Origin of the sequence: Desulfobaculum sp. SPO524, assembly GCF_044987625.1 — a bacterium.
In the GTDB taxonomy this organism is placed as follows: Bacteria; Desulfobacterota; Desulfovibrionia; order Desulfovibrionales; family Desulfovibrionaceae; genus Desulfobaculum.
Genome location: NZ_JBJDSB010000004.1, coordinates 144,967 through 167,715, shown reverse-complemented (window position 1 = coordinate 167,715; position 22,749 = coordinate 144,967). Strand labels below are relative to the sequence as shown.

Sequence of the window (22,749 nt, the reverse complement as noted above, 5' to 3'; positions counted from 1 at the left end):
ATGCACATGTACCACATCAAGACCATTGAAGGGCAGTATCAGGCACAGGGCCTCAAGTTCGCCATCGTGGCCAGCCGCTTCAACGACTTCATCGTGGACCGCCTCATCGGCGGCGCGGTGGACTACATCGGCCGCAACGGCGGATCCAAGGACGACCTGACCCTCGTCAAGGTGCCCGGCGCCTACGAGATGCCCCTCGTGGCCCGCAAGCTGGCGGCGTCCGGCAAGTATGACGGCGTGATCTGTCTTGGCGCTGTCATCCGCGGCGCAACGCCCCACTTTGACTACGTGTGCGCCGAATGCGCCAAGGGCGTGGCCCAGGCTTCCCTGGAGACCAACGTGCCCATCGGCTTCGGCCTCCTGACCACCGATACCCTCGAACAGGCCATCGAACGTGCCGGCAGCAAAGCTGGCAACAAGGGCGTGGAAGCCGCTTCCGCCACCCTCGAGATGGTCCGCGTTCTGGAGCAGATTTAATCCATGTCCGATACCAAAAAAGGCAGCCGGCGGGGTGGCCGCAGGCGCGCGTTTGAAGTCCTCTATAGCCTCAACTTCAATGAAGTGACGGCCATGGACCAATTGGAACGCGCCTTCACCCTGGCCCCGGCGCCCTCTGAAGAAGCAGCCGAACGCAACGCGACCGGCAGGAAGGAATTTGCATGGGAGCTCGTCTCCGGTGTCTGGAAGAATAAAGAAGACATCGACAAGCGCATTGACGAGTATTCCCAGCACTGGAAGCTATCGCGGATTGCCCGGATCGAACTGACGATCCTGCGTCTGGCCATGTACGAAATGCTCTACCTTGCCGATGTGCCCCTCAAGGTGGCCATCAACGAGGCCGTAGAGCTGGCCAAACGCTTCGGTGACGACAATTCCAAGAACTTCGTCAACGGCATCCTCGACGCCGTTGCCAAAGCTGTTGAAAATGGTCAACTTAGGGTTCATTAGGGACGCCAAACAGCGCCCTGCCGATACGCCGCGCGTCTACCTCAGGCGCGCGGGCGCATCGCTTCATGAGGCACGCCCAACCATCTGTGCATGGTCGGACCGCGCCACGCAGCGCTATGAGCTGTGCTGGGAGGTTCCGGCAAGCGCCGAGCGCGTGGCCGATTGGAGCAAAAGCATGGCGGACTCCATCCGCGACCTTGGCTGGAACGAGTGGTGGCTGGACCCCGGGTCCTTTTCCACCGCCCTCGGCCACTCCGTCACGGATGCCCTTGTCCTTTGGGGCAAGGCCTTCTGGCCGCACTACACGGCGGACAGCGTCGTCTACATCAAGATAGGCGACACCATGCGCGAAACCGCCTACGAGAGCGTGCGCGCATGGCAAAAGGCGTTCCCCCATGTTGTCTTTGACAGCAGCTACGACATCGACCTGCGGGAACGGCAAGAGGCCGAAGCCCGGCGCAACGCCACGTTGCCCGAGCGCATGGCCGGCCTGTTCACCCGCATCCGCGAAAGATTGTAAAGGAAATTCAATGGCTGACTACGCTCCGGAATCCATCGAGTCCAAATGGCAAAAGCTCTGGGCCGACGAGAACATCTTCAAGACCGACATCGACCACGACAAGCCGAAGTACTACTGCCTTGAGATGTTCCCCTACCCGTCCGGCCGCATCCATATGGGGCACGTGCGCAACTACTCCATCGGCGACGTGGTTGCCCGCTTCAAGCGCATGCAGGGCTTTAACGTGCTGCACCCCATGGGCTGGGACGCCTTTGGCCTGCCCGCTGAAAACGCGGCCATGAAGCACGGCACCCACCCCGCCAAGTGGACCTATGAGAACATCGCCACCATGCGCACCCAGCTGAAACGGCTGGGCTATTCCTACGACTGGGACCGCGAGGTGGCCACCTGTCATCCCAAGTACTACAAGTGGGAACAGCAGTTCTTCATCAAGCTGTTTGAAAAGGGCCTCGTCTACCGCAAAAAGGCGCCCGTCAACTGGTGCCCCACCTGCAACACCGTGCTCGCCAACGAGCAGGTGGAAGAAGGCCTGTGCTGGCGCTGCGACTCCGTGGTGGAAAACCGCGAGCTGTCCCAGTGGTTCCTCAAGATTACGGACTACGCCGACGAGCTGCTGGAATACCTGGAAAAGCTCCCCGGCTGGCCCGAGCGCGTCAAGACCATGCAGCGCAACTGGATCGGCAAGAGCTACGGCTCCGAGCTGGAGTTTGAGGTGGAGGGCCTGGAGGAACGCATCGCCGTGTTCACCACCCGCCCCGACACCCTCTACGGCTCCACCTTCATGAGCCTTGCCGCCGAGCATCCCATGGTGGAGCAGCTCATCGAGGGCAAGCCCGAAGCGGACGCCGTGCGCGCCTTTGTGGAAAAGGTCCGCGGCATGGACAAAATCCACCGCGGCTCCGACGACCTCGAAAAGGAAGGCGTCTTCACCGGCGCATACTGCGTGAATCCGGTCACCGGCAAGCGCGTGCCCATCTACGTGGCCAACTTCGTGCTCATGGACTACGGCACCGGCGCGGTTATGGCCGTGCCCGCCCACGACCAGCGCGACTTTGAGTTTGCCCGCAAGTACGACCTGCCCATGACCGTGGTCATCCAGCCCGAGGGCGAAACCCTCGACCCGGCCGCCATGACCGAGGCGTACACCGAGCCCGGACTCCTTGTGAACTCCGAGCGCTTCGACGGCATGCCCAACGAGGACGCCAAGCTGGCCATTACCGATTACCTCGCGGAGACGGGCCGCGGCCGCAAGACCGTGAACTACCGCCTGCGCGACTGGAACATCTCGCGTCAGCGCTTCTGGGGCGCCCCCATCCCCATGATTTACTGCGACACCTGCGGCATTGTCCCCGTTCCCGAGGACCAGCTGCCGGTGACCCTGCCCGAGGACGTGCAAACGCGCCCCGACGGCCGCAGCCCGCTGCCCGAGACGCCCGAATTCTTCGACACCACCTGCCCCGTATGCGGCGGCAAGGCGCACCGCGAAACCGACACCATGGATACCTTCATGGAATCGTCGTGGTACTTCCTGCGCTACGCCTGCCCCCGCGACGACGAGCAGGGTCTGGACCGCGAGGCCGTCAAATACTGGCTGCCCGTGGACCAGTACATCGGCGGCATTGAGCACGCCATTTTGCATCTGCTCTACTCGCGCTTCTACGTGAAGGCGCTGCGCGATGAAAACCTCATCGACATCGACGAGCCTTTTGACAACCTGCTGACGCAGGGCATGGTGCTCCTTGATGGGTCCAAGATGTCCAAGTCCAAGGGCAACATCGTGGACCCCGACGAGATGATCGCCAAGTACGGTGCGGACACCGTGCGCCTGTTCTGCCTGTTTGCCGCGCCGCCGGAAAAGGATCTGGAATGGAGCGACACCGGCATTGAAGGCTCCGCCCGCTTCATCAAGCGCGTGTGGCGTCTGGTGGAAGACCTTGGCGGGTCCCTCTCCCCGGTTGGTCCCTGCGCCGCGCTGGACGTGTCCGGCAAGGCCAAGGAGCTGCGCCGCAAGGAACACGAGACCGTCAAGAAGGTCACCCACGACGTGGTGACGCACTTCCAGTTCAACACCGCCATCGCCGCTGTGATGGAGCTGGTGAACACCATGTATCAGCTCCGGGACGAGCTGGTCGGCACCGAAGAGGGCGCAAAAGCGCTTTCCTCCGCCGTGAGCACCGCCCTGACCCTGCTCTCCCCTGTTGCCCCGCACGTGTGCGAGGAACTGTGGCAGCAGATGGGCTACACCACGCACCTTGCCGTCCAGCCCTGGCCCGAGCACGATGAAAAGGCACTGGCCCGCGACGAAGTCACCGTCGTGGTTCAGGTCAACGGCAAGCTCCGCGGCCGCCTGACGGTGTCCACCTCCGCCCCCAAGGACGAAGTGGAAAAGGCCGCCCTCGCCGAGCAAAACGTCGCCAAGCACATTGAGGGTAAAACCGTGCGCAAGGTGATTGTGGTGCCCGGTAAACTGGTCAACATTGTGGTGGGATAAATGCGATACCTGCGCGCGATTCTCCCGGCTGTTGTTCTGGCTCTCGTCCTTTCGGGCTGCGGCTACCGCCTGCCCGATGACGAGGCGCCCCTTGTGCTTGATGCCTCGCACCGCGCCCTGTGCATCCGCAGTGTGGAGAACCCCACGCTGAAACCGTGGCTGGAAAGCCTGCTCCGCGCAGAAGTGCGCGACGAACTGACCCGCCGCGGCAGCATCGTGTGGACGTCCGCCAAGGACGCCACGGCAGACATGCACATCACTGTCTCGTCCTTCCGTTCCGATGCATCGCTGACGGACTCCGACGATGAGACCGTGAAGTCCAGCGCCAACATCAACATGCAGGCACGAATCGTGAGCAGGGCCGATGGCTCGGAGCTGTGGAACTCCGGTACCGTCAGCGCCAGCCAGTCCTTCACCACCAACAGGGACGCCGCAGAGCGCCGGGTGGTCTCCTTGGCCGTCCGCCGCCTTGCAGACAGGCTGTCCCAGGCCTACTAGGCCCTATTGCCAGACGGATTCAAGCCGCACCGGCGCGCAGAGCGCGCCGGTGCGGCTTCATGCATCAACGCCACGGTAAGGAGAACCATGTCCCGTCCCGGATTTTCATTCCTCATCTGCCCCGACGTCGAACTGCTGCGGCAGGAGATGGACCACCTCGTCGCCACCTACGGCGACGGCGCCACATGGGTGCGCCGCGTCTACTGGGCCGACGACGGCGACCTGCCCGGCTCGTTCTGGCAGGACCTGACTATCCCGGACCTTATGGGCACCTCGCGCCTTGTTATCATTCGGCGCGCCAACACCTTTCTGGTGGATACGTGGAACAAGCTGGAAACCGCCCTCGCCAGCGCGGGCAGCACCATCTGGCCCATCTTCTGCCTTGAGGGCGCTCTGGACAAAAAGGGCAGCCCCAAGGTTCCCAAGACACTGACCAAGCAAAAATACTGGGCCGTGGCCGAAAAACGCGGTTGGGTCTGGTCGTCCCCCGGTCTGACGCGCCGCACCCTGCCGGACTTTGTCCGCAGCTACGCCAAGCGAAACGGCATGGACATTTCCCCGGACGTCCTGCGCGCCCTGACCGACGCCCTGCCCACCGACGCCCTTGGCGCGCGCAGCGAGCTGGACAAGCTGGCCCTTGCCGCCGGGGACGCAGGCACCGTCACACGCGACCATCTCACCGTCATCGCCGCCGAGGCGGACATGGACGTCTTTGAATTCATCTCCATGCTCCAGTCCGGCGCAACGCCCGAGCGCGTGTGGAAAAAGGTTTTCGACAACCGCATGGTCAGCTCGTCGGACAATATTTTGTTCTCCTTCCTCGCGCTGCTCCAGCGCGACGCACGCATCATGTGGGAGCTTGCCCACGGCGAGAAACCCTCCGCATGGGTGCCCCAATCCCGCCAGCGCGCCATGACCACCACGGCCAAGCGTCTTGGTCCGGCCCGCCTGTCCCGCATCTGGGACCTCACCATGGAGGCGGAATTCGGCATCAAGAGCGGTGAGCGCACGCCGGAACAGGCTTTTGAAGCCATTGTCGGCGGCCTGTACACCGTTTTTCAGGATGCAAAACCCGCCGGAATGCGATAAATCTTCCTTGAATCCGGCAGGATGCATTCACCGCCTCCACGCACGGCCACCCCAAAAAATCCGGGCGGCCCCCTTGCCCGCCTCGCGACGAAGACCTATTATGAGCGATAACCGGCATTATCTGGGCCACAGGCAACGCCTGCGAAACCGCCTGAAACACAACCCGCGCGAGCTGGCCGATTATGAAGTCCTGGAGCTGCTTCTCGGTCAGGTCATAGTCCGGCAGGATACCAAGCCCCTCGCCAAGGACCTCTTGTCGCGCTTTGGTTCCCTGTATGGTGTGTTTGCGGCCCGTCCCGCGGAATTGCGTCAGGTAAAGGGGTTTGGCCCCAAGCTGGAGGAGTTCTGGCACCTGTGGCGCGAAACGTGGGCCCGCATGGGGGAATCACGCGTGCGTGAACGCGAGGTGCTTGGCACCCCGCAGGCCGTGGCGCAAATGGCCATTTCCCGTCTGGGGCATGCCGTGAAGGAAGAGTTCTGGGTTGCCCTGCTCGACACGCGCAACAGGCTGCTGAGCTGGGAGCAACTCAGTCAGGGGACGGTCGACCAGTCTCCGGTCTACGTCCGCGAAGTGCTCTCCCTAGCGCTGGAACGCGAGGCGAGTTCCATTATCCTCATCCACAACCATCCGGGGGGCAACCTTCGGCCATCGGCGCAGGATGAGGAAGTGACCGCCCGCATTTGCCGCGCCGCGCGCGACCTTGGCATGCGTGTGCTTGACCACTTGGTCGTGAGCGGCGGCGAATATTTCAGCTTCCAGTCCAGGGGGATGCTGTAGAACAGATTTTCCCCAGCGCGCCAACCTCAACCTAGGAGGCGGTCATGGTTCGAAGCCTTCAGTGCCTTATCACTGGAACGGTTCAAGGGGTCGCATTTCGAGTATGGACCCACGACCAGGCTCATAACCTTGGTGTTACCGGCTGGATTCGCAATCTTGCCGACGGCACCGTCGAGGTCTTGGCGCAAGGCGATGACGAAGCGGTGAATACGCTCAAGCGGCGGCTTTTGGCCGGCCCTTCGCTCGCTAAGGTTGAAAATGTGCAGTGCAAATGGATCGACTACGATACGGAACACGACGAGTTCCATATCCGGTCCTGACGCACCCTGCACCGACAGGATGCCTTTCGTCCGCAACGGCGGACCAAAGAGCCTAGACAGACGCCGTGCATCTGCCCCCGGGCATGATGCCCCGCGCCGTCCGATTCGCACAACTGTACGCCAAAGGAATACTTATGACGGACGAGCTTCTCGACTCCCTTCTCGTCATCGCAGATAGTGACGACCCAGCGTCCGCCGGAACCATCACGGAGCTTCCCTCCGACGATGAACAGGCCACCGCGCCCGAAATTCCGGAAGAACTGCCCGTTCTGCCGGTCCGCGATATTGTGGTCTTCAATTACATGATCCTCCCGCTCTTTGTGGGCCGGGAAAAATCCGTGGCCGCCGTGGAAGCCGCACTGGCCGACAAGCGCCACATCCTCATCCTGTCCCAGCGCGACGAAAAGGTGGACGACCCCAGCGCAGAGGACCTGTACACCATCGGCACCGTGGGCATGATCATGCGTATGCTCAAAATGCCCGACGGCCGCCTGAAGGTGCTGGTACAGGGCGTTTCCCGCGCGCGGGTCAAGGACTTCACCGGCGACTCGCCCTACCACACCGCCACCGTGGAGCTGATCAAGGACGAGGACACCACCGAACTCACCCCCACCACCGAGGCCATGATCCGCGCGGCCAAGGACCAGAGCGAAAAACTCATGAGCCTGAAGGGCATCTCCTCGCAGGACATCATGGGCGTGCTCAACAGCGTGGACGAGCCCGGCCGCCTTGCCGACCTTATCGCGTCCAACCTGCGCCTGCGCGTGGAGGACGCCCAGTCCATCCTTGAAACCTTCGACCCCATCGAACGGCTGGAACTGATCAACACCCTGCTGGCCCGCGAAATCGAAGTGGCCTCCATGCAGGTGAAAATCCAGTCCATGGCCAAGGAAGGCATGGATAAGGCCCAGCGCGACTTCTTCCTGCGCGAACAGCTCAAGGCCATCCGCCGCGAGCTTGGCGAAGCCGACGAGCAGAATGAAGAGTTGGAAGAAATCGCCACCGCGCTGGACAAGGCCAACCCGCCCAAGGACGTGCGCAAGGAAGCCGACAAGCAGCTCAAGCGCCTCGCCAGCATGCACCCGGATTCCTCCGAGGCAACGGTCATCCGCACCTATCTGGACTGGATTTCCGAACTGCCGTGGAACAAGGCCTCGCGCGACAGGCTGGACATCCGCAAGGCGCAGAAAATTCTCAACGAGGACCACTACAATCTGGAGAAGGTCAAGGAACGCATCCTTGAGTACCTCTCCGTGCGCAAGCTCAATCCCAAGATGAAGGGACCGATTCTGTGCTTTGTTGGCCCTCCGGGCGTTGGCAAGACCTCCCTCGGGCGGTCCATCGCGCGCGCCCTTGGCCGCAAGTTTATGCGCATTTCCCTTGGCGGCATGCGTGACGAGGCCGAAATCCGCGGCCACCGCCGCACCTATATCGGCGCCATGCCCGGCCGCATCATTCAGGGCCTCAAGCAGGTGGGCACCAACAACCCCGTGTTCATGATGGACGAAATCGACAAGCTGGGCGCGGACTTCCGCGGCGACCCGTCGTCTGCCCTTCTTGAGGTGCTGGACCCCGAGCAGAACAACTCCTTCTCGGACCACTACCTCAACGTGCCCTTTGACCTGTCCAAAATCATGTTCATCTGCACGGCCAACACGCTGGACACCGTACCCGCGCCGCTGCTTGACCGCATGGAGACCATCCGCATCCCCGGCTACACGGAGCATGAAAAGGTCAAAATCGCGCGCCGCTACCTGCTGCCGCGTCAGGCCGAGGACAACGGCATCAAGCTGAAGGAAATGCAGATTTCCGACGCCGTCATCGGCCAGACCGTGCGCGAGTACACCCGCGAGGCCGGCCTGCGTAATCTGGAACGCCAAATCGGCTCCATCTGCCGCAAGCTGGCGCGCAGAAAGGCCGAGGGCGACAAAGGCCCTTACAGGGTCACGCCCAAGGTGCTGGAGAAGTTCCTTGGCCCCGCGTACTACCGCGACGACGAGATGGAAAAGACCCTGCCCCCCGGCGTGGCACTTGGTCTGGCCTGGACGCCCTTTGGTGGCGAAATCCTCCATATTGAGGTGACGCCCATGAAGGGCAAGGGCAAGCTGACCCTCACCGGCAAGCTGGGCGACGTGATGAAGGAGTCCGCACAGGCGGCCCTGTCCTACGCCCGCAGCCGCGCCGACGTCTTTGGGCTGGACCCCGAGTTCACGGAAAACGTGGACCTGCACGTCCATGTGCCCGCAGGCGCAACGCCCAAGGACGGCCCCTCGGCCGGCGTGACGCTGGTGACCGCCGTCATCTCCGCACTCACGGACACCCCGGTGTGCGCCGACGTGTGCATGACGGGTGAAATATCCCTGCGCGGCCGCGTACTGCCCGTTGGCGGCATCAAGGAAAAAATCCTCGCCGCCGTGGCCAACGGCATGCGGCAGGTCTTCATCCCCAAGCAGAACGAGCGCGACCTTGTGGACGTGCCCGCCGAACTGCGCCGCAAGATTACGGTGACGCCCGTTGAGCTCATCGACGAAATCTGGCCGCAGGTCTGCGTGAAGAAGGACTAACGTCCACCGCAGCCCACGGGTTGCCATCACACACAACGAAAGGCCCGCATCATCTCACGATGATGCGGGCCTTTTTTCTACGCGTCGGCAGGGCGCAATGCCTGCCGACGCGCCTTTTGCGGTGTCGTGCGGCCTTTTATTCCAAAAGGCCAAGCTCGGCGGCGTGGTCCACCAGTTCCACCACGGCGCGGTCGCCGTCAAGGAACAGGTCGATAATGTCGGCATCCTTCTGCGGTGCCAGCCGCGTTGCCACAAAATTACGGATCCCCAGCGCGATGGTCATCTCCACCATCTCCGGGAATTCCTTGCCCTCGGTTACATGCTCGAAAAGCGCCCCCTCGAAGCAGTCGAGCAGCTCTTCATGCGACAGCGCCTCAAGCTCGGCGCGTTCATCATGTGCCATAACGTGTCTCCTTGTGCCTGCGCACCTGCGTTGTGCCGCCCTCTGTACATATCACCAGCCCGTCTGTCTACAACTTGGACTATCGCATGCGCGGCGGAATCTGTTAAAACCAGACGAGGGACCACCACCAAGCGCCGCACTCCGGCAAACCATGGGGGATATGATGGAGAAGCACCTTTGCATTCACGGCCACTTCTACCAGCCGCCGCGCGAGGACCCGTGGCTGCGCACCGTCCTGCCCGAGGGCAGCGCCGCACCGGGCCTCAACTGGAACGAACGCATCGCCCGCGAAAGCTACGCCCCCCTCGCGTGGGCGCGCCTGCTTGACGACAAAGGGCGCATCGCCCGCATCGTCAACGTGTATGAATACCTCAGCTTCAACTTTGGGCCAACGCTCTTCTCGTGGATGGAAAAGAGCGATCCCGAAACCTACCACCGCATTCTGGATGCGGACAAGGCTTCGCGCTCGCGCCTTGGTTTCGGCAACGCCCTCGGCCAGATATGTCACCACGTCATCATGCCCCTTGCCAGCGAAGAGGACAAGAAAATCGAAACCGCCTGGGCCATGCAGGACTTTGAGGCGCGCTTCGGCCGCCAACCCGACGGCATGTGGCTGTCCGAGACCGCCGTGGACAGCGCTTCCCTTGAGGCCCTTGCCGAGGCGGGCATCGCCTTTACCATTCTGGCCCCGCGCCAAGCCGCCGCCGTCGCCCCCACGGGCCGCGACGACTGGCACAACGTGGACGAAGGCGGGCTGGACATCACGCAGCCCTACCTTGTGGAATTGCCCTCCGGGCGCACCATCAGTGTCTTTTTCTACCACGGCGCGCTCTCGCAAGCCGTCGCCTTTGAGCAGCTCCTGCGCGACGGCGGCGCGTTCTGGTCCCGCGTCAAGGACGCCACCACGCCGGGGCTTTTATCTCTGGCAACGGACGGCGAAACCTACGGGCACCACTTCACCTTCGGTGAAATGGCGCTGGCCTATATGCTCATGCAGGCCGAGGACGCCCCGGACCTGTCGCTGACCAACTACGCGGCCTACCTTGCCGCGCATCCGCCCACCCACCGCGTGCGCCTGCACGAGCCGTCCTCGTGGAGCTGCGCCCACGGCGTGGAGCGCTGGAAGGCGGACTGCGGCTGCAACACGGGCGGGCATCCCCACTGGACCCAGCGCTGGCGCGATCCTTTGCGGCGCGCGCAGGACCACGCCCGCAGCGCCGTGCATAAGCACTTCACCGCCACGGCCCCGCAGTATTTTCCGCAGCCCGCGGACGCCCTGTTGGCCTACGGCTCGGTGCGCTTTGGCGGCGCAGACCCCGAGGCCTTCCGCGCCACACACTTTGCCGCACACCTCTCGGACGAGGACGCCACCACCGCGTGGGACCTGCTGGAAATGGAACAGTGGTCGCTGGCCTCCATGGCCAGTTGCGCGTGGTTCTTTGACGACCTTGACCGCATTGAACCGCTCGGAGCCATGACCTACACCCGCCGCGCGCTGGAACTTGCCCGCGACACGGGAATGGAGACCACGGCCCTTGCGCGGGACTATCAAGCCATCCTTGCCGAAGCCGTGGCGAACCAGCCGCCGCAGTCCTCGGGGCGGGAGCTGTACATCCAGCGCGTACGCCCAAAAAGCGAAACGCCCCAGAGCCTCATTGCGCAGGGGCTGGTTATCCTGTGGGCGCGCGGCCTGCGCCACAATATGCCGCAGGAGACGCGCATGGGCTGGCCCGGAGCCAGCATCGACTTCACCTTTGAGAGTGTCCCCGGCAGCGGCACGCTTCAAGGCACGGCCACCATTCACCGAGGACGCGGACGCGACCAGCGCTACACATGGACGTGGCAGCGCTCCACCACGGAAAATCCGCTGGAGAGCACCGTCACGGTGCATTTTGAGGATGAGGAAGCCAGCTTCCTGCCGCGCGACCTGCCGTGGAACAAGCGTCAAGCCATCGCCCTTGAATGGGCCGCAGCCAGCGAAGACGCCGTGTGGAACCGGCAACTGGTGGGGGTGCAGTCGGGCCTGCATCTCATCCAACCGTGGACGGAATCGCAGGCCACACAGAATATGGCGTGGCACTGGGGGCGCTTCTGGGCGCCGCTGGCGTGGACCGTGGCCATAGAGCCAAACGCCCCGCAGAACCTCATGGACTTTTTGCAGGCCCAGCCCGCAGGCCAGCCCGAACGCGCGGCCTTCTCGCACCGCGTTCGGGCCGAGGTACTGCGCCTTATGGACGACAACGCGCCAGAAGACACCATTATCGGCATCATCCAGCGCGCGGTGGAGCTTGATCCGGAGCTGGACCTGTGGTCCATCCAAAACAGCGTATGGAACCAGAGCGCCCGGTACGCGGCCTCGGAGTCTCTTGTAGAGCTTCTTGGCTTTGCACCGGGCGCTGTATCATAACCTAGTAGTGGGGCGGCGGCGGATCGTCGGACAGGCCGTTTCCGGACTGCACGTCCAGTGCGGCCAGCTTGCCGGCCATAAGGTCCAGACGCCGCTCAAGGCGGTCAATCTGCTTCTGCTGATCCGTGATGACGTCGTTCAAGTCGTCGATGACCTTCAGGTTCAGGGCCACGTCACTTTCCAGTCTGATCACCCGATCTTCCATAGTCTTCGGCATGGCACCCTCCTTTGTATGGCGCGGGCGCGGCGAAAGCCGCGCTACGCGTCGTGTTCCGGGGAACGTTCCCCGGCGTGGTCCAATATGATCCGGAACTCCTCGGGACGTACGGGCTGGACGGACAGCCGGGAGCCTTTCCGGAGCAGTTCCATGTTCTCAAGTCCCGCCACCGTTCGCAAGTACTTCAGGGACAAAGGCACATCGAATATGCGTTCAAGGCGAATGTCCACCATAAACCACAGCGGCTTGTCCGGCGTGCTGCGGCTGTCGTAGTAGCGGCTTTCCGGGTCCCAGGCGGTGTGGTCGGGGTAGGACTCGCGCACCACCTCGGCAACGCCCACCACGCCCGGATTCTTCACGCTGTGATAAAAGAGCACCTTGTCCCCCACGCGCATGTCGTCGCGCATGAAGTTCCGGGCCTGATAATTCCGCACCCCGTCCCAGCTTGTTCTCTGGTCAGCTTCCGCCGCAAGGTCGTCGATGGAATAGGCTCCGGGTTCCGTCTTCATCAGCCAATACTGCGTGGACATAGTGGCTCCTTATGGTGTGTGGCGGTGGTGGTCCGCTCTGCTATGCGTCGGCGTCCGGGGCTTCTGGGGCGTCCTGCCCGCGCCATGCGGCCCAGCTTTTCTCGGCGCGCTGGGCGTAGAGTTCCTTGCGGCGCTTTTTGCCCGCGCGCACGTTAAGCGGCGGCATCAGGCCAAACTGCACATTGGAGGGCTGAAAGTCCTTGCTCTCCTCCTGCAGATGCCCAAGGAGCGCGCCAAGGGCCGTGTCGCGCGGGGGCAGGGACAGCTCGCCGCCCGTCAGGCGCGCGGCAAGGTGCATGCCCAGCCACAGGCCGCACGCGGCGGACTCCACATAGCCCTCAACGCCCGTAATCTGCCCCGCAAGGTAGACATTCTCGCGCGTTTTCAGACGCAGGTTCGGGGTCAGGGCGTGGGGGGCATTCACGTAGGTGTTGCGGTGGATGCTGCCCATACGCTCAAACTCGGCGTTCTCCAGCCCCGGAATCATCCGGAACACGCGCTTCTGCTCGGGGTAGGTGAGCTTGGTCTGAAAGCCCACCATATTGAAGCGGGTCTTTTCCTTGTTCTCGGCGCGCAGCTGCACCACGGCGAAGGGGCGTTCGCCGGTGCGCGGGTCCGTCAGGCCTACGGGCTTGAGCGGGCCAAAGGTCAGGGTCTGCGGGCCACGCTCGGCCATGGCCTCCACGGGCAGGCAGCCCTCGAAGTGGATTTCCGTCTCAAAGTCGTGGGGCTTCACCTTATCTGCCGCCAAAAGCTCGTTGTACAGGGTCATGTACTCGTCTTCGGTCATGGGGCAGTTGAGGTAGTCGTCATCCTCGGGCCGCCAGCGCGAACCCCAAAACGCCTTGTTCATATCCACAGAGTCCGCGGCGATGATAGGGGCGATGGCGTCATAGAAATACAGGCGCTCCTCGCCAACGGCGCTGGCAAGGCTGACGGCAAGCTCGTCGCTGGCCAGCGGACCGGCGGAGACGACCACAACCTCGTAGTCCGCAAGGTCCGGCGCGTCGATGCTGGTAATCTCGCGGCGCTCCACGGTGATAAGCTCGTGGCCTTCAATGCGCTCGGTGATGGCCTTGGAGAAGCGCTCGCGGTCCACGGCAAGGGCCTTGCCTGCGGGCACGCAGGTGTCGTCCGCGGTCGCCAGCACAAGGCTGCCCGCGTCGCGCATTTCGCGCTTGAGCTGACCCACGGCGGTGGTCGGCTCGTCACTGCGCAGGGAATTGGAACACACCAGCTCCGCCAGCCCCGGCTCCACATGCGCCGGGGAATACTTTTCGGGCTTCATCTCAAATATCACGCACGGCACACCGGCACTGGCAAGGCGCCACGCGCATTCACATCCGGCCAGTCCGCCGCCGATGATGGCTACTCTTGGTTTGCTCACACTGTCCTCGTATATGTTTGTACGGCCCCGCCCTGCGGATCGCCGCCTTCATGTCATGCATGGCGCGCCATGCGCCCTTGTCTTGTCCGAGGATAGGCACGGACGCGCTCCGGGGCAAGCCCCCACACGTTCCGCGCCAGCCACGCACGTTGACATTTCTTCCTCCCGCGCCGCACAATGCAGCTTGGCAACGGTATCTTTCACAATTCCCACCACGAGGCAAACTCTTCATGCACTTGCTCAGCATCCGGGGCCTGCAAACCTCCTTTGACACCGCACAGGGCACCGCGCACGCCGTGGACGCCGTGGACCTTGACGTTGCGCGCGGCGAAACCGTGGCCGTCGTCGGCGAATCCGGCTGTGGCAAAACCATGCTCGCCCTGTCCGTTCTGCGGCTGGTGCCGTCGCCCCCCGGACGTATTGCCGCCGGCAGCATCCATTTTGACGGCACGGACCTGCTGGCCCTGCCCGAGGAGCGCATGCGCGCCATACGCGGCAACGACATCTCCATGATTTTTCAGGAGCCTATGACCAGCCTGAACCCGGTCTTCCGCGTGGGCGAACAGATTGCCGAGGCCGTGCGCCTGCACCAGCATCTGGACGCCAAGGCCGCCATGGACGCCGCCGTGGAGGCCCTGCATCAGGTCGGCATCCCCGAACCAGCGCGCCGCGCCCGCAGCTATCCGCACGAGATGAGCGGCGGCATGCGCCAGCGCGTGGTCATTGCCATGGCCCTTGCCTGCGACCCGCGCCTCGTCCTTGCCGATGAGCCGACAACAGCCCTCGACGTCACCATTCAGGCGCAAATTCTGGACCTGATGCTGGACCTGAAAAAACGGCGCGATGCGGCCATTGTGTTCATTACGCATGACCTTGGCGTGGTTGCCCAAACCTGCTCGCGCGTGGCCGTGATGTACGCCGGTAAAATCGTGGAGGAATCCCCGGTGCGCGAGCTGTACCGCGAGCCGCTGCACCCCTACACCATGGGCCTTATGCGCTCGGTGCCGCGCATTGACGCCACAGAGCGGCTGGTCCCCATCTCCGGCATTGTTCCCAGCCTGTACGACCTGCCCCAGGGGTGCCATTTCTCCCCGCGCTGTCCCCACGCCTTTGACCGCTGCCGCGCGGAGCACCCGCCCCTTTTGGATATGGGACAGGGCCGCCGCGTGCGCTGCTGGCTGCATGGTGGCTGACCGTGTCGCTGCTTGCCGTGGACCTTGGCATCCGCACGGGGCTTGCCTTCTATGACGTGAGCGGTCGCCTCATCTGGTACCGCTCGCACAACTTTGGCTCCCACACCCGCCTGCGGCGCGGCGCGCCCGGCATCCTGCACCGCTGCGAAGGCCTCACCGACATCGCCCTTGAGGGCGGCGGGTCCATCGCGGACATCTGGAGCAAGCAGGCCCAGCGCCAAGGCCTTGCCGTTACCATGCTGGCCGCCGAAACATGGCGCGCGGACTTTCTGCGGCCAAGCCTGCTGCGCAACGCCAAACAGGCCAAACTCGCCGCGGGCACCCTCGCCCGCGCGGTCATCGACCACTTTGGGGCCAAACGCCCCACCTCCCTGCGCCATGACGCCGCCGAAGCCATCCTCGTGGGGCTGTGGGCCGTCCACCATCTAGGCTGGCTGCCCTCCCTGCCCCGCGCCCTGCGCCGCTAGCTCCCAGCGCGCCCCTCTGCTGTATTTGCGTGCGGCGCGCTCTAATGATAGGCACTATATCTGTAGCCGTGCACCATATACCCACTGCGAAACAGTGGTGTCACATTCACGACAGACTCTAGAGTGTGCATCATAAGAAATTCAATCGCATAACGCGTGCCCGTCAACAACACGGCGCAACGCGAACACAACAGACCCAAGGAGCCAAGAGTGCTGCACAAAGCGGCGGTCAAAACAAGCCTGAACGAACCACGCCGAAAACTGCTTGAGATGATTGCCCAGCTCAAGCACTTCGGCACCACGCACGTCCACCTCGTACACATACGCACCCGTTCCAGCTACCGCGACCGGGAATCGGCGGAGGAGCAGATGGACCGGCTGGTCCCGGCTATTGAGGACATGGGACTGGCGGTGGACTACTCCATCCGCAACGGCCACGCGCCAACGGAAATCATCCGCGTGGCGGAGGAGACGGGCGCGGCGTACATCGCCATCCTGTGGGAGCCGAAAGCCCTGCTGCGCCAGGCCCTGCTGGGCAGCATTGACTCGGACATCCTGCGCCTGAGCAATATGCCGACGTTCCTCTACAAGCCCGCCCTCATCGGCGAATCCCCCAAAATTGAACGCGTGATGTACGCCACCGACCTGCAGCACACCGACGCCACGGTGATGCCCTACCTGCGCGACAGCCGCTTCCGCGCGCATACGCTCTATCTGCTGCACGTCGGCCGCCGCGCCCCGGACCCGGAGACGGAACAGCAACGGCGCGAAACCCTGCGCGCCGGTCTGCAGCGCCTTGCGGCCGAATGCGCCCACGCCTACGACACGCTGGAGGTCATAGAATCCATCGGCATGGTGACCAAGACCATCGTCAAGCAGGCGCGCGCCAAGGGCGCAAACCTCATCGTGGTAGGCAAGTCCGATGACCCCGACGCCATGACGCGCATCGTGGGGTCCACGGCGGAGATGCTGCTGCACAAGGCCCCGTGCAGCGTCTTCATCATTCCGAACCTGTGCCTTCTGCCGGACCAGCACCCGGTGGCCCGCCAGATTGCCAAGGAAGAAGGATCCTCAGCGTGAGACACGACAAAAACATTGTTTTCAGCATATCCCTGCTTATCGTCCTCATTCTCGTGCTTGTGGGCATTGTGGCGCCGGAGCGCCTTGATGGGTGGACCGCCCTCATGCACACCAACATCATCACCCACTTTGGCTGGACGTATTTGCTCTCGGCCTTTTTGTTTCTGGCGTTTTGCATCTTTATGGCCTTCAGCCGCTACGGCGACATCAAGCTGGGGCACGACCACGAAAAACCGCGCTTTTCCTATTTTGGCTGGTTCAGCATGCTCTTTGCCGCAGGCATGGGCATTGGCCTCATCTTCTGGGGCGTGGCCGAACCCATGAGCCACTACCTGAACCCGCCGGCCTACATTGACGATGCCTCGCCCGAGGCCGCCAAGTTCGCCATGCGCTACAGCTTTTTCCACTGGGGCGTGCACCCGTGGGCCATCTACATCGTCATGAGCATGTCCATCGCCTACTTTTCCTTCCGGCGCGGCATGCGCCCGCTGCTCTCCAGTTGCTTCTACCCGCTGCTGGGCAAGCGCATCTTCGGCCCTGCGGGCTACACCATCGACATCCTCGCCGTCTTCGCCACGGTGTTCGGTATTGTGACCTCGCTGGGCCTTGGCGCCATGCAGATCAATACCGGCCTTGCCAGCGTGCTGCCCTTTGAGGCGACGTTCACCAGCACCCTTGCCATCATCGGCGTGGTGACGGTGCTGTTCATCATCTCCAGCATGACCGGGCTGGACAAGGGCATCCAACTGCTCAGCAAGGCCAACGTCATGCTGGCCATCACCATCCTCGCCTTTATGCTGGTGGTCGGACCCAGCACCATGATTATGAACATCTTCATCAGCACGCTGGCGGACTACGCCTCATCGCTGTTCACCATGAGCCTGTCCACCAACCCCTTCCGCGGACTGGAGTGGACCCAAAGCTGGACGCTGTTCTACTGGGCGTGGTGGATTTCCTGGTCGCCCTTTGTGGGGCTGTTTGTGGCGTCCATCTCGCGCGGGCGGACCATCCGCGAGTTCGTCACCGGCGCGCTGTTGGTGCCCACCCTGCTGACCTTTGTCTGGTTCAGCGTCTTTGGCGGCGCGGCCTTTGAACTGGAACTGCATCAGGGCGCAGGCATTGCCGCCGCCGTCGCCGAGGACGTCTCCACCGGCCTGTTTCAGCTCTATGCCCACTACCCCCTCAGCGGCGTGCTCACGGTGCTGACCATTGTCCTGCTGGTGGTGTTCTTTATCACCTCGGCGGACTCCGCCACCTTCGTGCTGGCCATGATGACATCCGGCGGGCAGGACAATCCGCCCACCAGCAAAAAGATTATCTGGGGCCTGACGGTGTCGGCCACGGCCAGCGTTCTGCTCTTTACGGGCGGGCTTGAGGGACTGCAGCGCATGGCTATTGCCGCGGCGCTGCCGTTCTCGGCCATTATGCTCCTCCTATGCCTGTGCCTGCTCTCCGGCCTGCGCTACGAGTTCCGCTACGAGCGGAATAAGACGCCCCTGCCCGGCACGGACGCGGAGCGCGACGCCAGCTGACGCGGCGGAGGAAAACCACGCAAAACACAGCGCGCCGGATGGCAACTGCCGTTGCATCCGGCGCGCTTTTGCATCCACGGCCCGGATTTGCCCGCACGACCCGGCAGAAATGCACTACGCCCGCACCTCGCGACTGCCGACAGTGCCACCGCGCTTTCTGCAACGGAGCGCACTTGCATTTTACAGAATCTCGGCGTACTCATGTCGTCTTTTGGGTCTTGACACAGCAATTTTCACGTTTAGCCCCCGCGCATGCGGGGTCTGCATCAAGGGAAGGTTTTTCCAATGAATTCAGGCAAGGGGAATGCGCTGGCGCTGCTACCGCTGGCGGTATTTCTGGTCATCTTCATCGGTACCGGGGTCTGGTTGACCATTTCGGGTACGGAGATGGCCTTTTATCAGGTGTCTGCGACGGTGGCCATTTTACCGGCCATTGTTCTCGCGGTCCTGTTGGCTCGGGAAAAGACGTCCGAAAGTATCGGCACATTCATCGAAGGCGCAGGCGAGTACAGCATCGTCACCATGTGCATGATCTACCTGCTTGCGGGTGCCTTCGCCTCCGTCGCCAGCGCTGTTGGCGGCGTTGAGTCCACGGTGAATCTTGGTCTTTCCATCGTTCCGGCTACCATGGTTCTGCCCGGTCTTTTCGTTATTGGCGCGTTTATTTCAACCGCCATGGGCACATCCATGGGGACCATTGCGGCCGTAGCACCCATCGCCGTTGGCGTGGCCGCCAAAACAGACATCTCCCTTGCTATGCTGATGGGCGCCGTTGTTGGCGGCGCCATGTTCGGCGACAACCTTTCCATGATATCCGACACCACCATCGCCGCCACCCGCACACAGGGCTGCAACATGCAGGACAAGTTCAAGATGAACTTCCTCATCGCCCTGCCCGCCGCCATCATCAGCGTTATCATCTTCGCTGTGCTTGGCGTGAGCGGCCACGTGCACTCCGAGGGCAGCTATGAGCTCGTCAAGGTCCTGCCCTACATTGCGGTGCTTGGCCTTGCGCTGAGCGGCATGAACGTCTTTATCGTTCTGTCCGTTGGCATTGCGCTGGCTGGTGGTGTGGGCCTGCTGTACATGGACGCCTACTCCCTGCTGCAGCTGTCCAAGGACATTTACAGCGGCTTTACCGGCATGCATGAGATTCTTGTGCTGTCGCTGATGATTGGCGGCCTGAGCGCGCTCATCAAGAAGGGTGGCGGCATTACGGCCATCTTGAACTTTATCGAGCGCCTGACCAAGGGCAGCCGCAGCAAGCGCGCCGGAGAGCTGTCCATCAGCGCTCTGGTCTCCCTTGTGAACTGCTGCACCGCCAACAACACCGTGGCTATCATTGTCACCGGCGGTGTCGCCAAGGAAATCGCCACCAAGACGGACCTTGACGTGCGCCGCAGCGCCAGCCTTCTCGACATCTTCTCCTGCGTGGTTCAGGGGCTTATTCCCTACAGCGCGCAGATCCTCCTCGCCGGCTCCATCGCCGCCATCTCTCCCCTCGATATCGTGGGGAACATGTACTACTGCTTCATTCTCGCAGCAGCAGCCGTGCTGAGCATCCTGCTCGGCTTTCCCAAATCTCGAAAACGGTAGCCGAAAGGCTATGCGTACTGCGCCGCGTCTGACACGCGCGGCGCCCCGCTAAGAAGAGCCAGCCGATCAGCGTGGTCCGGAGTACCCCTCCGGGCCGCGCTTTTGGGCTATTGCCCCGTGGTGTTTGCACAATGGTTTCATTATGACCGCGCACATACGCGCACAGCACGCTCAAGAGCTTAAGAGAGGTTCATTTCCAATGGGACAAAGACTGATGCACAGGATTCCCACCGTCATGGCGCTGGCCGTGGCACTTGTCACACTGCTTTCCGGATACGCCTTCGCCGCTGACGCCAGCCTCGGCCCGGTCAACGCGAAATACTACGGGGCGTGGACGCTTATCCCCCCGTTTGTCGCCATCGTGTTGGCCTTCATGACGAAGAACGTCATCTTCTCCCTGTTCATTGGCGTCTTTTCCGGCTGTTTCATGCTGGAGAGCAAGGGATTTAACATCTACAACGGCATTGTTCATGGCTTCCTGCGCCTGTCCAACGAGATTCTTGCCTCGCTGGCGGACCCGTGGAACGCGGGCATCGTCCTGCAGTGCCTTGCCATCGGCGGCATGATTGCCGTTGTGTCCAAAATGGGCGGCGCCAAGGCCATTGCCGAAGCCCTCGCCCGCCGCGCCAACTCCCCGCGCAGCTCGCAGTTTGTGACGTGGATTCTTGGCATCCTCATCTTCTTTGACGACTACGCCAACTCCCTGACCGTTGGCCCCATCATGCGTCCGGTTACGGACAAGATGAAGGTCTCGCGCGAGAAGCTGGCCTTTATCATCGACGCCACCGCCGCGCCCATCGCGGGCATTGCCCTCATTTCCACCTGGGTGGCCTACGAGATTGGCCTCATCCGCGACGGCTTCCAGGCCGTTGGCATTGAAGCCAACGCCTACGGCGCGTTTGTGGAGACCATCCCCTACCGCTTCTACAATATCTTCATCCTGTGCTTTATCATCGCCACCATCTTCCTGCTGCGCGAGTTTGGTCCCATGCGCAAGGCCGAGATGCGCGCCCGCACATCCGGCAAGGTGCTCGGCGACGACGCCAAGCCCATGGTTGCCGATGAAGCCACCGGACTGGAGCCCGACCCCAACATCACGCCCAGCATCTGGTACGCCATCATCCCCATTGGCACGCTTATCGTGGCAGCCTTCCTTGGCTTCTACTTCAACGGCCGCGATGTCATCATGGCCGGGAGCGACGCCGCAATCATCGCCATGGTGAAGGAGTCGCCCCTGTCCTTCCGCGTGATTCAGGAGTGCTTCGGCGCATCCGACGCCTCTGTGGTGCTCTTCCAGGCGGCGCTCATCGCGGGCATTCTTGCCGTGCTTATCGGCATCTGCCGGGGCATCCTGAAGCTGGAACAGGCCGTGTCCATTTGGGTGCAGGGCGTGAAGTCGCTAAACATCACCGCCGTTATCCTGCTGCTGGCGTGGTCGCTGTCCGCCATCATCAAGGAGCTGGGCACCGCCACCTACCTTGTGCAGGTGCTGTCGGACGCCATTCCGGCGTTTTTGCTCTCGTCCATCATCTTCATCTTGGGGTCGTTCATCTCCTTTGCCACGGGCACGTCCTACGGCACCATGGGCATTCTGATGCCGCTGGCCATTCCGCTGGCCTACGCCATCAACCCCGAACACAGCTACGTCATCATGAACATTGGCGCGGTGCTGACCGGCGCCATCTTCGGCGACCACTGCTCGCCCATCTCGGACACCACCATCCTGTCCTCCATGGGTTCGGCGTGCGACCATCTGGACCACGTCAGAACGCAGATTGTCTACGCGCTTTCCGTCGCCTCCGTGACCATCCTCTTTGGCTACATCCCGGCTGGCCTTGGCCTGCCTATCGAGATCGTGCTGCCTGCCGGCCTTGTCGCCATCGTTGTGTTGGTGCGGGTGGCTGGTAAACGGGTCGAAGCCTAACCCGCTCCGCAAACACCACAGGCTCTTTGGCCACCCCTTCGGGGGTGGCCTTTTTTATGGGCGGCGCACATTGGCCCGCCTTATGCATTTCACCCCCTTAAGCCGCCACAGCGGCAACTTTTACCACCAAAAGAAGAAGGAGATACGCATATGGCCATCAGTGGCGTCTACAACAGCCTGACCAACCAAATGTCCGTTAAAATCGGCGACGAGGAATCCAAGGAAGCCGCCGCGCGCAAACAGAGCGGCAAAGAGGAACGCACTCTTGACGACGTGACCTTCTCCTCCATGGGTGACCGTCTCAGCGCCATGGTCCGCACCAGCCCCACCACCAACGTGCTCGACGACCTGCAGGCCCAGATGCAGAGCATGCGCGAGGTGTTCCTGAACACCGTGAACAAGCGGCTGGAAGACGAAGGCCTTTCGGAGATTGAAGATTTTTCCCTGCGCCAGGATGAAGAGGGCAATATTGTCGTGGCCGGCGACCACGAGCACGCCGACGCCATCGAACAGCTCTTCAAGGACGATCCGCAGTTGGTTAAGGCCTACAACCAGATTGCCGAGATGACGGAAATGGGCTTCAAGACCGCCCACAATCCGCAGGTGATGCGCGCCCGCACGGGCCTTGCCGCCTACCTTGCCCAGACCGGCGACGATATGTTCGGCGGCTCCTTCCAGATGCTGCTGTCCGGTTCCGCCACGTCCATGCAGACGTTCTGGAACTAGCCTATGTATCAGGGCCAGCCCGGCGTTGGCCCTGATGCATCCATCCGCGCCCCGGTGGCGGAGCCGCGCCGCCTCGTGC

Annotated in this window: 21 protein-coding genes; 17 read left to right on the top strand and 4 right to left on the bottom strand. The window is 62.6% G+C overall.

What is annotated here, in order from left to right; genetic code table 11:
- Nucleotides 1-6: 6 nt before the first annotated feature.
- The 9 genes from ribE to lon all read left to right on the top strand — a co-directional run bounded on the left by ribE (nt 7) and on the right by lon (nt 9,208).
- The gene (gene ribE / locus ACI3L3_RS13805) at nt 7-477 is read left to right on the top strand and encodes a 6,7-dimethyl-8-ribityllumazine synthase (RefSeq protein ID WP_404845724.1); all 471 of its coding nucleotides are present in this window, start codon (nt 7-9) and stop codon (nt 475-477) included.
- A 3-nt stretch (nt 478-480) separates the two neighbouring features.
- Nucleotides 481-948 (top strand): transcription antitermination factor NusB, encoded by a 468-nt coding sequence (gene nusB / locus ACI3L3_RS13800; RefSeq protein ID WP_404845723.1) that lies wholly within the window; start codon nt 481-483, stop codon nt 946-948.
- Entirely contained in the window at nt 926-1,468 is a 543-nt protein-coding gene (locus ACI3L3_RS13795) for a hypothetical protein (protein WP_404845722.1), read from the top strand. Before nusB ends, ACI3L3_RS13795 begins: the two co-directional genes overlap by 23 nt.
- Before the next feature lie 10 nt (nt 1,469-1,478).
- Nucleotides 1,479-3,959 (top strand): leucine--tRNA ligase, encoded by a 2,481-nt coding sequence (gene leuS, locus ACI3L3_RS13790; protein ID WP_404845721.1) that lies wholly within the window; start codon nt 1,479-1,481, stop codon nt 3,957-3,959.
- On the top strand, nt 3,960-4,457 hold the full coding sequence (gene lptE / locus ACI3L3_RS13785) for an LPS assembly lipoprotein LptE (RefSeq protein WP_404845720.1): 498 nt from the start codon (nt 3,960-3,962) through the stop codon (nt 4,455-4,457).
- A gap of 87 nt (nt 4,458-4,544) precedes the next feature.
- Entirely contained in the window at nt 4,545-5,546 is a 1,002-nt protein-coding gene (gene holA, locus ACI3L3_RS13780) for a DNA polymerase III subunit delta (RefSeq protein ID WP_404845719.1), read from the top strand.
- 100 nt (nt 5,547-5,646) lie between these two features.
- Complete coding sequence (gene radC / locus ACI3L3_RS13775) at nt 5,647-6,324, top strand: DNA repair protein RadC (RefSeq protein ID WP_404845718.1); 678 nt, start codon at nt 5,647-5,649, stop codon at nt 6,322-6,324.
- A gap of 44 nt (nt 6,325-6,368) precedes the next feature.
- Nucleotides 6,369-6,644: an acylphosphatase gene (locus ACI3L3_RS13770; RefSeq protein WP_404845717.1), complete on the top strand. Its 276-nt coding sequence runs from the start codon at nt 6,369-6,371 to the stop codon at nt 6,642-6,644.
- Nucleotides 6,645-6,778: 134 nt separating this feature from the next.
- The gene (gene lon, locus ACI3L3_RS13765; protein WP_404845716.1) at nt 6,779-9,208 is read left to right on the top strand and encodes an endopeptidase La; all 2,430 of its coding nucleotides are present in this window, start codon (nt 6,779-6,781) and stop codon (nt 9,206-9,208) included.
- A gap of 136 nt (nt 9,209-9,344) precedes the next feature.
- Here the strand turns inward: lon and ACI3L3_RS13760 are convergent, their stop codons facing one another.
- Nucleotides 9,345-9,611, bottom strand: coding sequence for a hypothetical protein (locus tag ACI3L3_RS13760; RefSeq protein ID WP_404845715.1), 267 nt, complete (start codon nt 9,609-9,611; stop codon nt 9,345-9,347).
- Between the two features lie 160 nt (nt 9,612-9,771).
- On the opposite strand from ACI3L3_RS13760, the gene ACI3L3_RS13755 reads away from it, so the two are divergent.
- The gene (locus ACI3L3_RS13755; RefSeq protein WP_404845714.1) at nt 9,772-12,018 is read left to right on the top strand and encodes a DUF3536 domain-containing protein; all 2,247 of its coding nucleotides are present in this window, start codon (nt 9,772-9,774) and stop codon (nt 12,016-12,018) included.
- 1 nt (nt 12,019) lies between these two features.
- Here the strand turns inward: ACI3L3_RS13755 and ACI3L3_RS13750 are convergent, their stop codons facing one another.
- The 3 genes from ACI3L3_RS13750 to trmFO are packed head-to-tail and all read right to left on the bottom strand — an operon-like array spanning nt 12,020 to nt 14,152.
- Nucleotides 12,020-12,235: a SlyX family protein gene (locus ACI3L3_RS13750; RefSeq protein WP_404845713.1), complete on the bottom strand. Its 216-nt coding sequence runs from the start codon at nt 12,233-12,235 to the stop codon at nt 12,020-12,022.
- A gap of 41 nt (nt 12,236-12,276) precedes the next feature.
- Nucleotides 12,277-12,765 (bottom strand): EVE domain-containing protein, encoded by a 489-nt coding sequence (locus ACI3L3_RS13745; protein WP_404845712.1) that lies wholly within the window; start codon nt 12,763-12,765, stop codon nt 12,277-12,279.
- Between the two features lie 40 nt (nt 12,766-12,805).
- The gene (gene trmFO, locus ACI3L3_RS13740; RefSeq protein ID WP_404845711.1) at nt 12,806-14,152 is read right to left on the bottom strand and encodes a methylenetetrahydrofolate--tRNA-(uracil(54)-C(5))-methyltransferase (FADH(2)-oxidizing) TrmFO; all 1,347 of its coding nucleotides are present in this window, start codon (nt 14,150-14,152) and stop codon (nt 12,806-12,808) included.
- 230 nt (nt 14,153-14,382) lie between these two features.
- Between trmFO and ACI3L3_RS13735 the strand changes: the two genes are divergently transcribed.
- The 7 genes from ACI3L3_RS13735 to ACI3L3_RS13705 all read left to right on the top strand — a co-directional run bounded on the left by ACI3L3_RS13735 (nt 14,383) and on the right by ACI3L3_RS13705 (nt 22,670).
- A complete protein-coding gene (locus tag ACI3L3_RS13735) occupies nt 14,383-15,345 on the top strand; it encodes an ABC transporter ATP-binding protein (protein ID WP_404845710.1) in 963 nt (320 codons plus the stop codon).
- A gap of 2 nt (nt 15,346-15,347) precedes the next feature.
- Complete coding sequence (locus ACI3L3_RS13730) at nt 15,348-15,812, top strand: hypothetical protein (RefSeq protein WP_404845709.1); 465 nt, start codon at nt 15,348-15,350, stop codon at nt 15,810-15,812.
- Between the two features lie 210 nt (nt 15,813-16,022).
- Complete coding sequence (locus ACI3L3_RS13725; protein WP_404845708.1) at nt 16,023-16,892, top strand: universal stress protein; 870 nt, start codon at nt 16,023-16,025, stop codon at nt 16,890-16,892.
- Nucleotides 16,889-18,424, top strand: a complete 1,536-nt coding sequence (locus ACI3L3_RS13720) for a BCCT family transporter (RefSeq protein WP_404845707.1) — start codon at nt 16,889-16,891, stop codon at nt 18,422-18,424. Before ACI3L3_RS13725 ends, ACI3L3_RS13720 begins: the two co-directional genes overlap by 4 nt.
- Before the next feature lie 285 nt (nt 18,425-18,709).
- On the top strand, nt 18,710-20,020 hold the full coding sequence (locus ACI3L3_RS13715) for a Na+/H+ antiporter NhaC family protein (protein ID WP_404845706.1): 1,311 nt from the start codon (nt 18,710-18,712) through the stop codon (nt 20,018-20,020).
- 214 nt (nt 20,021-20,234) lie between these two features.
- Nucleotides 20,235-21,944 (top strand): Na+/H+ antiporter NhaC family protein, encoded by a 1,710-nt coding sequence (locus tag ACI3L3_RS13710; RefSeq protein ID WP_404845705.1) that lies wholly within the window; start codon nt 20,235-20,237, stop codon nt 21,942-21,944.
- 150 nt (nt 21,945-22,094) lie between these two features.
- Nucleotides 22,095-22,670 (top strand): hypothetical protein, encoded by a 576-nt coding sequence (locus tag ACI3L3_RS13705; RefSeq protein WP_404845704.1) that lies wholly within the window; start codon nt 22,095-22,097, stop codon nt 22,668-22,670.
- Nucleotides 22,671-22,749 lie beyond the last annotated feature (79 nt).

What these genes read in the sequence shown, in the direction of transcription:
- ribE (WP_404845724.1), top strand. Translation starts at nt 7, where the DNA reads ATGTACCACATCAAGACCATTGAAGGGCAGTATCAGGCACAGGGCCTC.
- nusB (WP_404845723.1), top strand. Translation starts at nt 481, where the DNA reads ATGTCCGATACCAAAAAAGGCAGCCGGCGGGGTGGCCGCAGGCGCGCG.
- ACI3L3_RS13795 (WP_404845722.1), top strand. Translation starts at nt 926, where the DNA reads ATGGTCAACTTAGGGTTCATTAGGGACGCCAAACAGCGCCCTGCCGAT.
- leuS (WP_404845721.1), top strand. Translation starts at nt 1,479, where the DNA reads ATGGCTGACTACGCTCCGGAATCCATCGAGTCCAAATGGCAAAAGCTC.
- lptE (WP_404845720.1), top strand. Translation starts at nt 3,960, where the DNA reads ATGCGATACCTGCGCGCGATTCTCCCGGCTGTTGTTCTGGCTCTCGTC.
- holA (WP_404845719.1), top strand. Translation starts at nt 4,545, where the DNA reads ATGTCCCGTCCCGGATTTTCATTCCTCATCTGCCCCGACGTCGAACTG.
- radC (WP_404845718.1), top strand. Translation starts at nt 5,647, where the DNA reads ATGAGCGATAACCGGCATTATCTGGGCCACAGGCAACGCCTGCGAAAC.
- ACI3L3_RS13770 (WP_404845717.1), top strand. Translation starts at nt 6,369, where the DNA reads ATGGTTCGAAGCCTTCAGTGCCTTATCACTGGAACGGTTCAAGGGGTC.
- lon (WP_404845716.1), top strand. Translation starts at nt 6,779, where the DNA reads ATGACGGACGAGCTTCTCGACTCCCTTCTCGTCATCGCAGATAGTGAC.
- ACI3L3_RS13760 (WP_404845715.1), bottom strand. Translation starts at nt 9,611, where the DNA reads ATGGCACATGATGAACGCGCCGAGCTTGAGGCGCTGTCGCATGAAGAG.
- ACI3L3_RS13755 (WP_404845714.1), top strand. Translation starts at nt 9,772, where the DNA reads ATGATGGAGAAGCACCTTTGCATTCACGGCCACTTCTACCAGCCGCCG.
- ACI3L3_RS13750 (WP_404845713.1), bottom strand. Translation starts at nt 12,235, where the DNA reads ATGCCGAAGACTATGGAAGATCGGGTGATCAGACTGGAAAGTGACGTG.
- ACI3L3_RS13745 (WP_404845712.1), bottom strand. Translation starts at nt 12,765, where the DNA reads ATGTCCACGCAGTATTGGCTGATGAAGACGGAACCCGGAGCCTATTCC.
- ACI3L3_RS13735 (WP_404845710.1), top strand. Translation starts at nt 14,383, where the DNA reads ATGCACTTGCTCAGCATCCGGGGCCTGCAAACCTCCTTTGACACCGCA.
- ACI3L3_RS13715 (WP_404845706.1), top strand. Translation starts at nt 18,710, where the DNA reads ATGAATTCAGGCAAGGGGAATGCGCTGGCGCTGCTACCGCTGGCGGTA.
- ACI3L3_RS13710 (WP_404845705.1), top strand. Translation starts at nt 20,235, where the DNA reads ATGCACAGGATTCCCACCGTCATGGCGCTGGCCGTGGCACTTGTCACA.
- ACI3L3_RS13705 (WP_404845704.1), top strand. Translation starts at nt 22,095, where the DNA reads ATGGCCATCAGTGGCGTCTACAACAGCCTGACCAACCAAATGTCCGTT.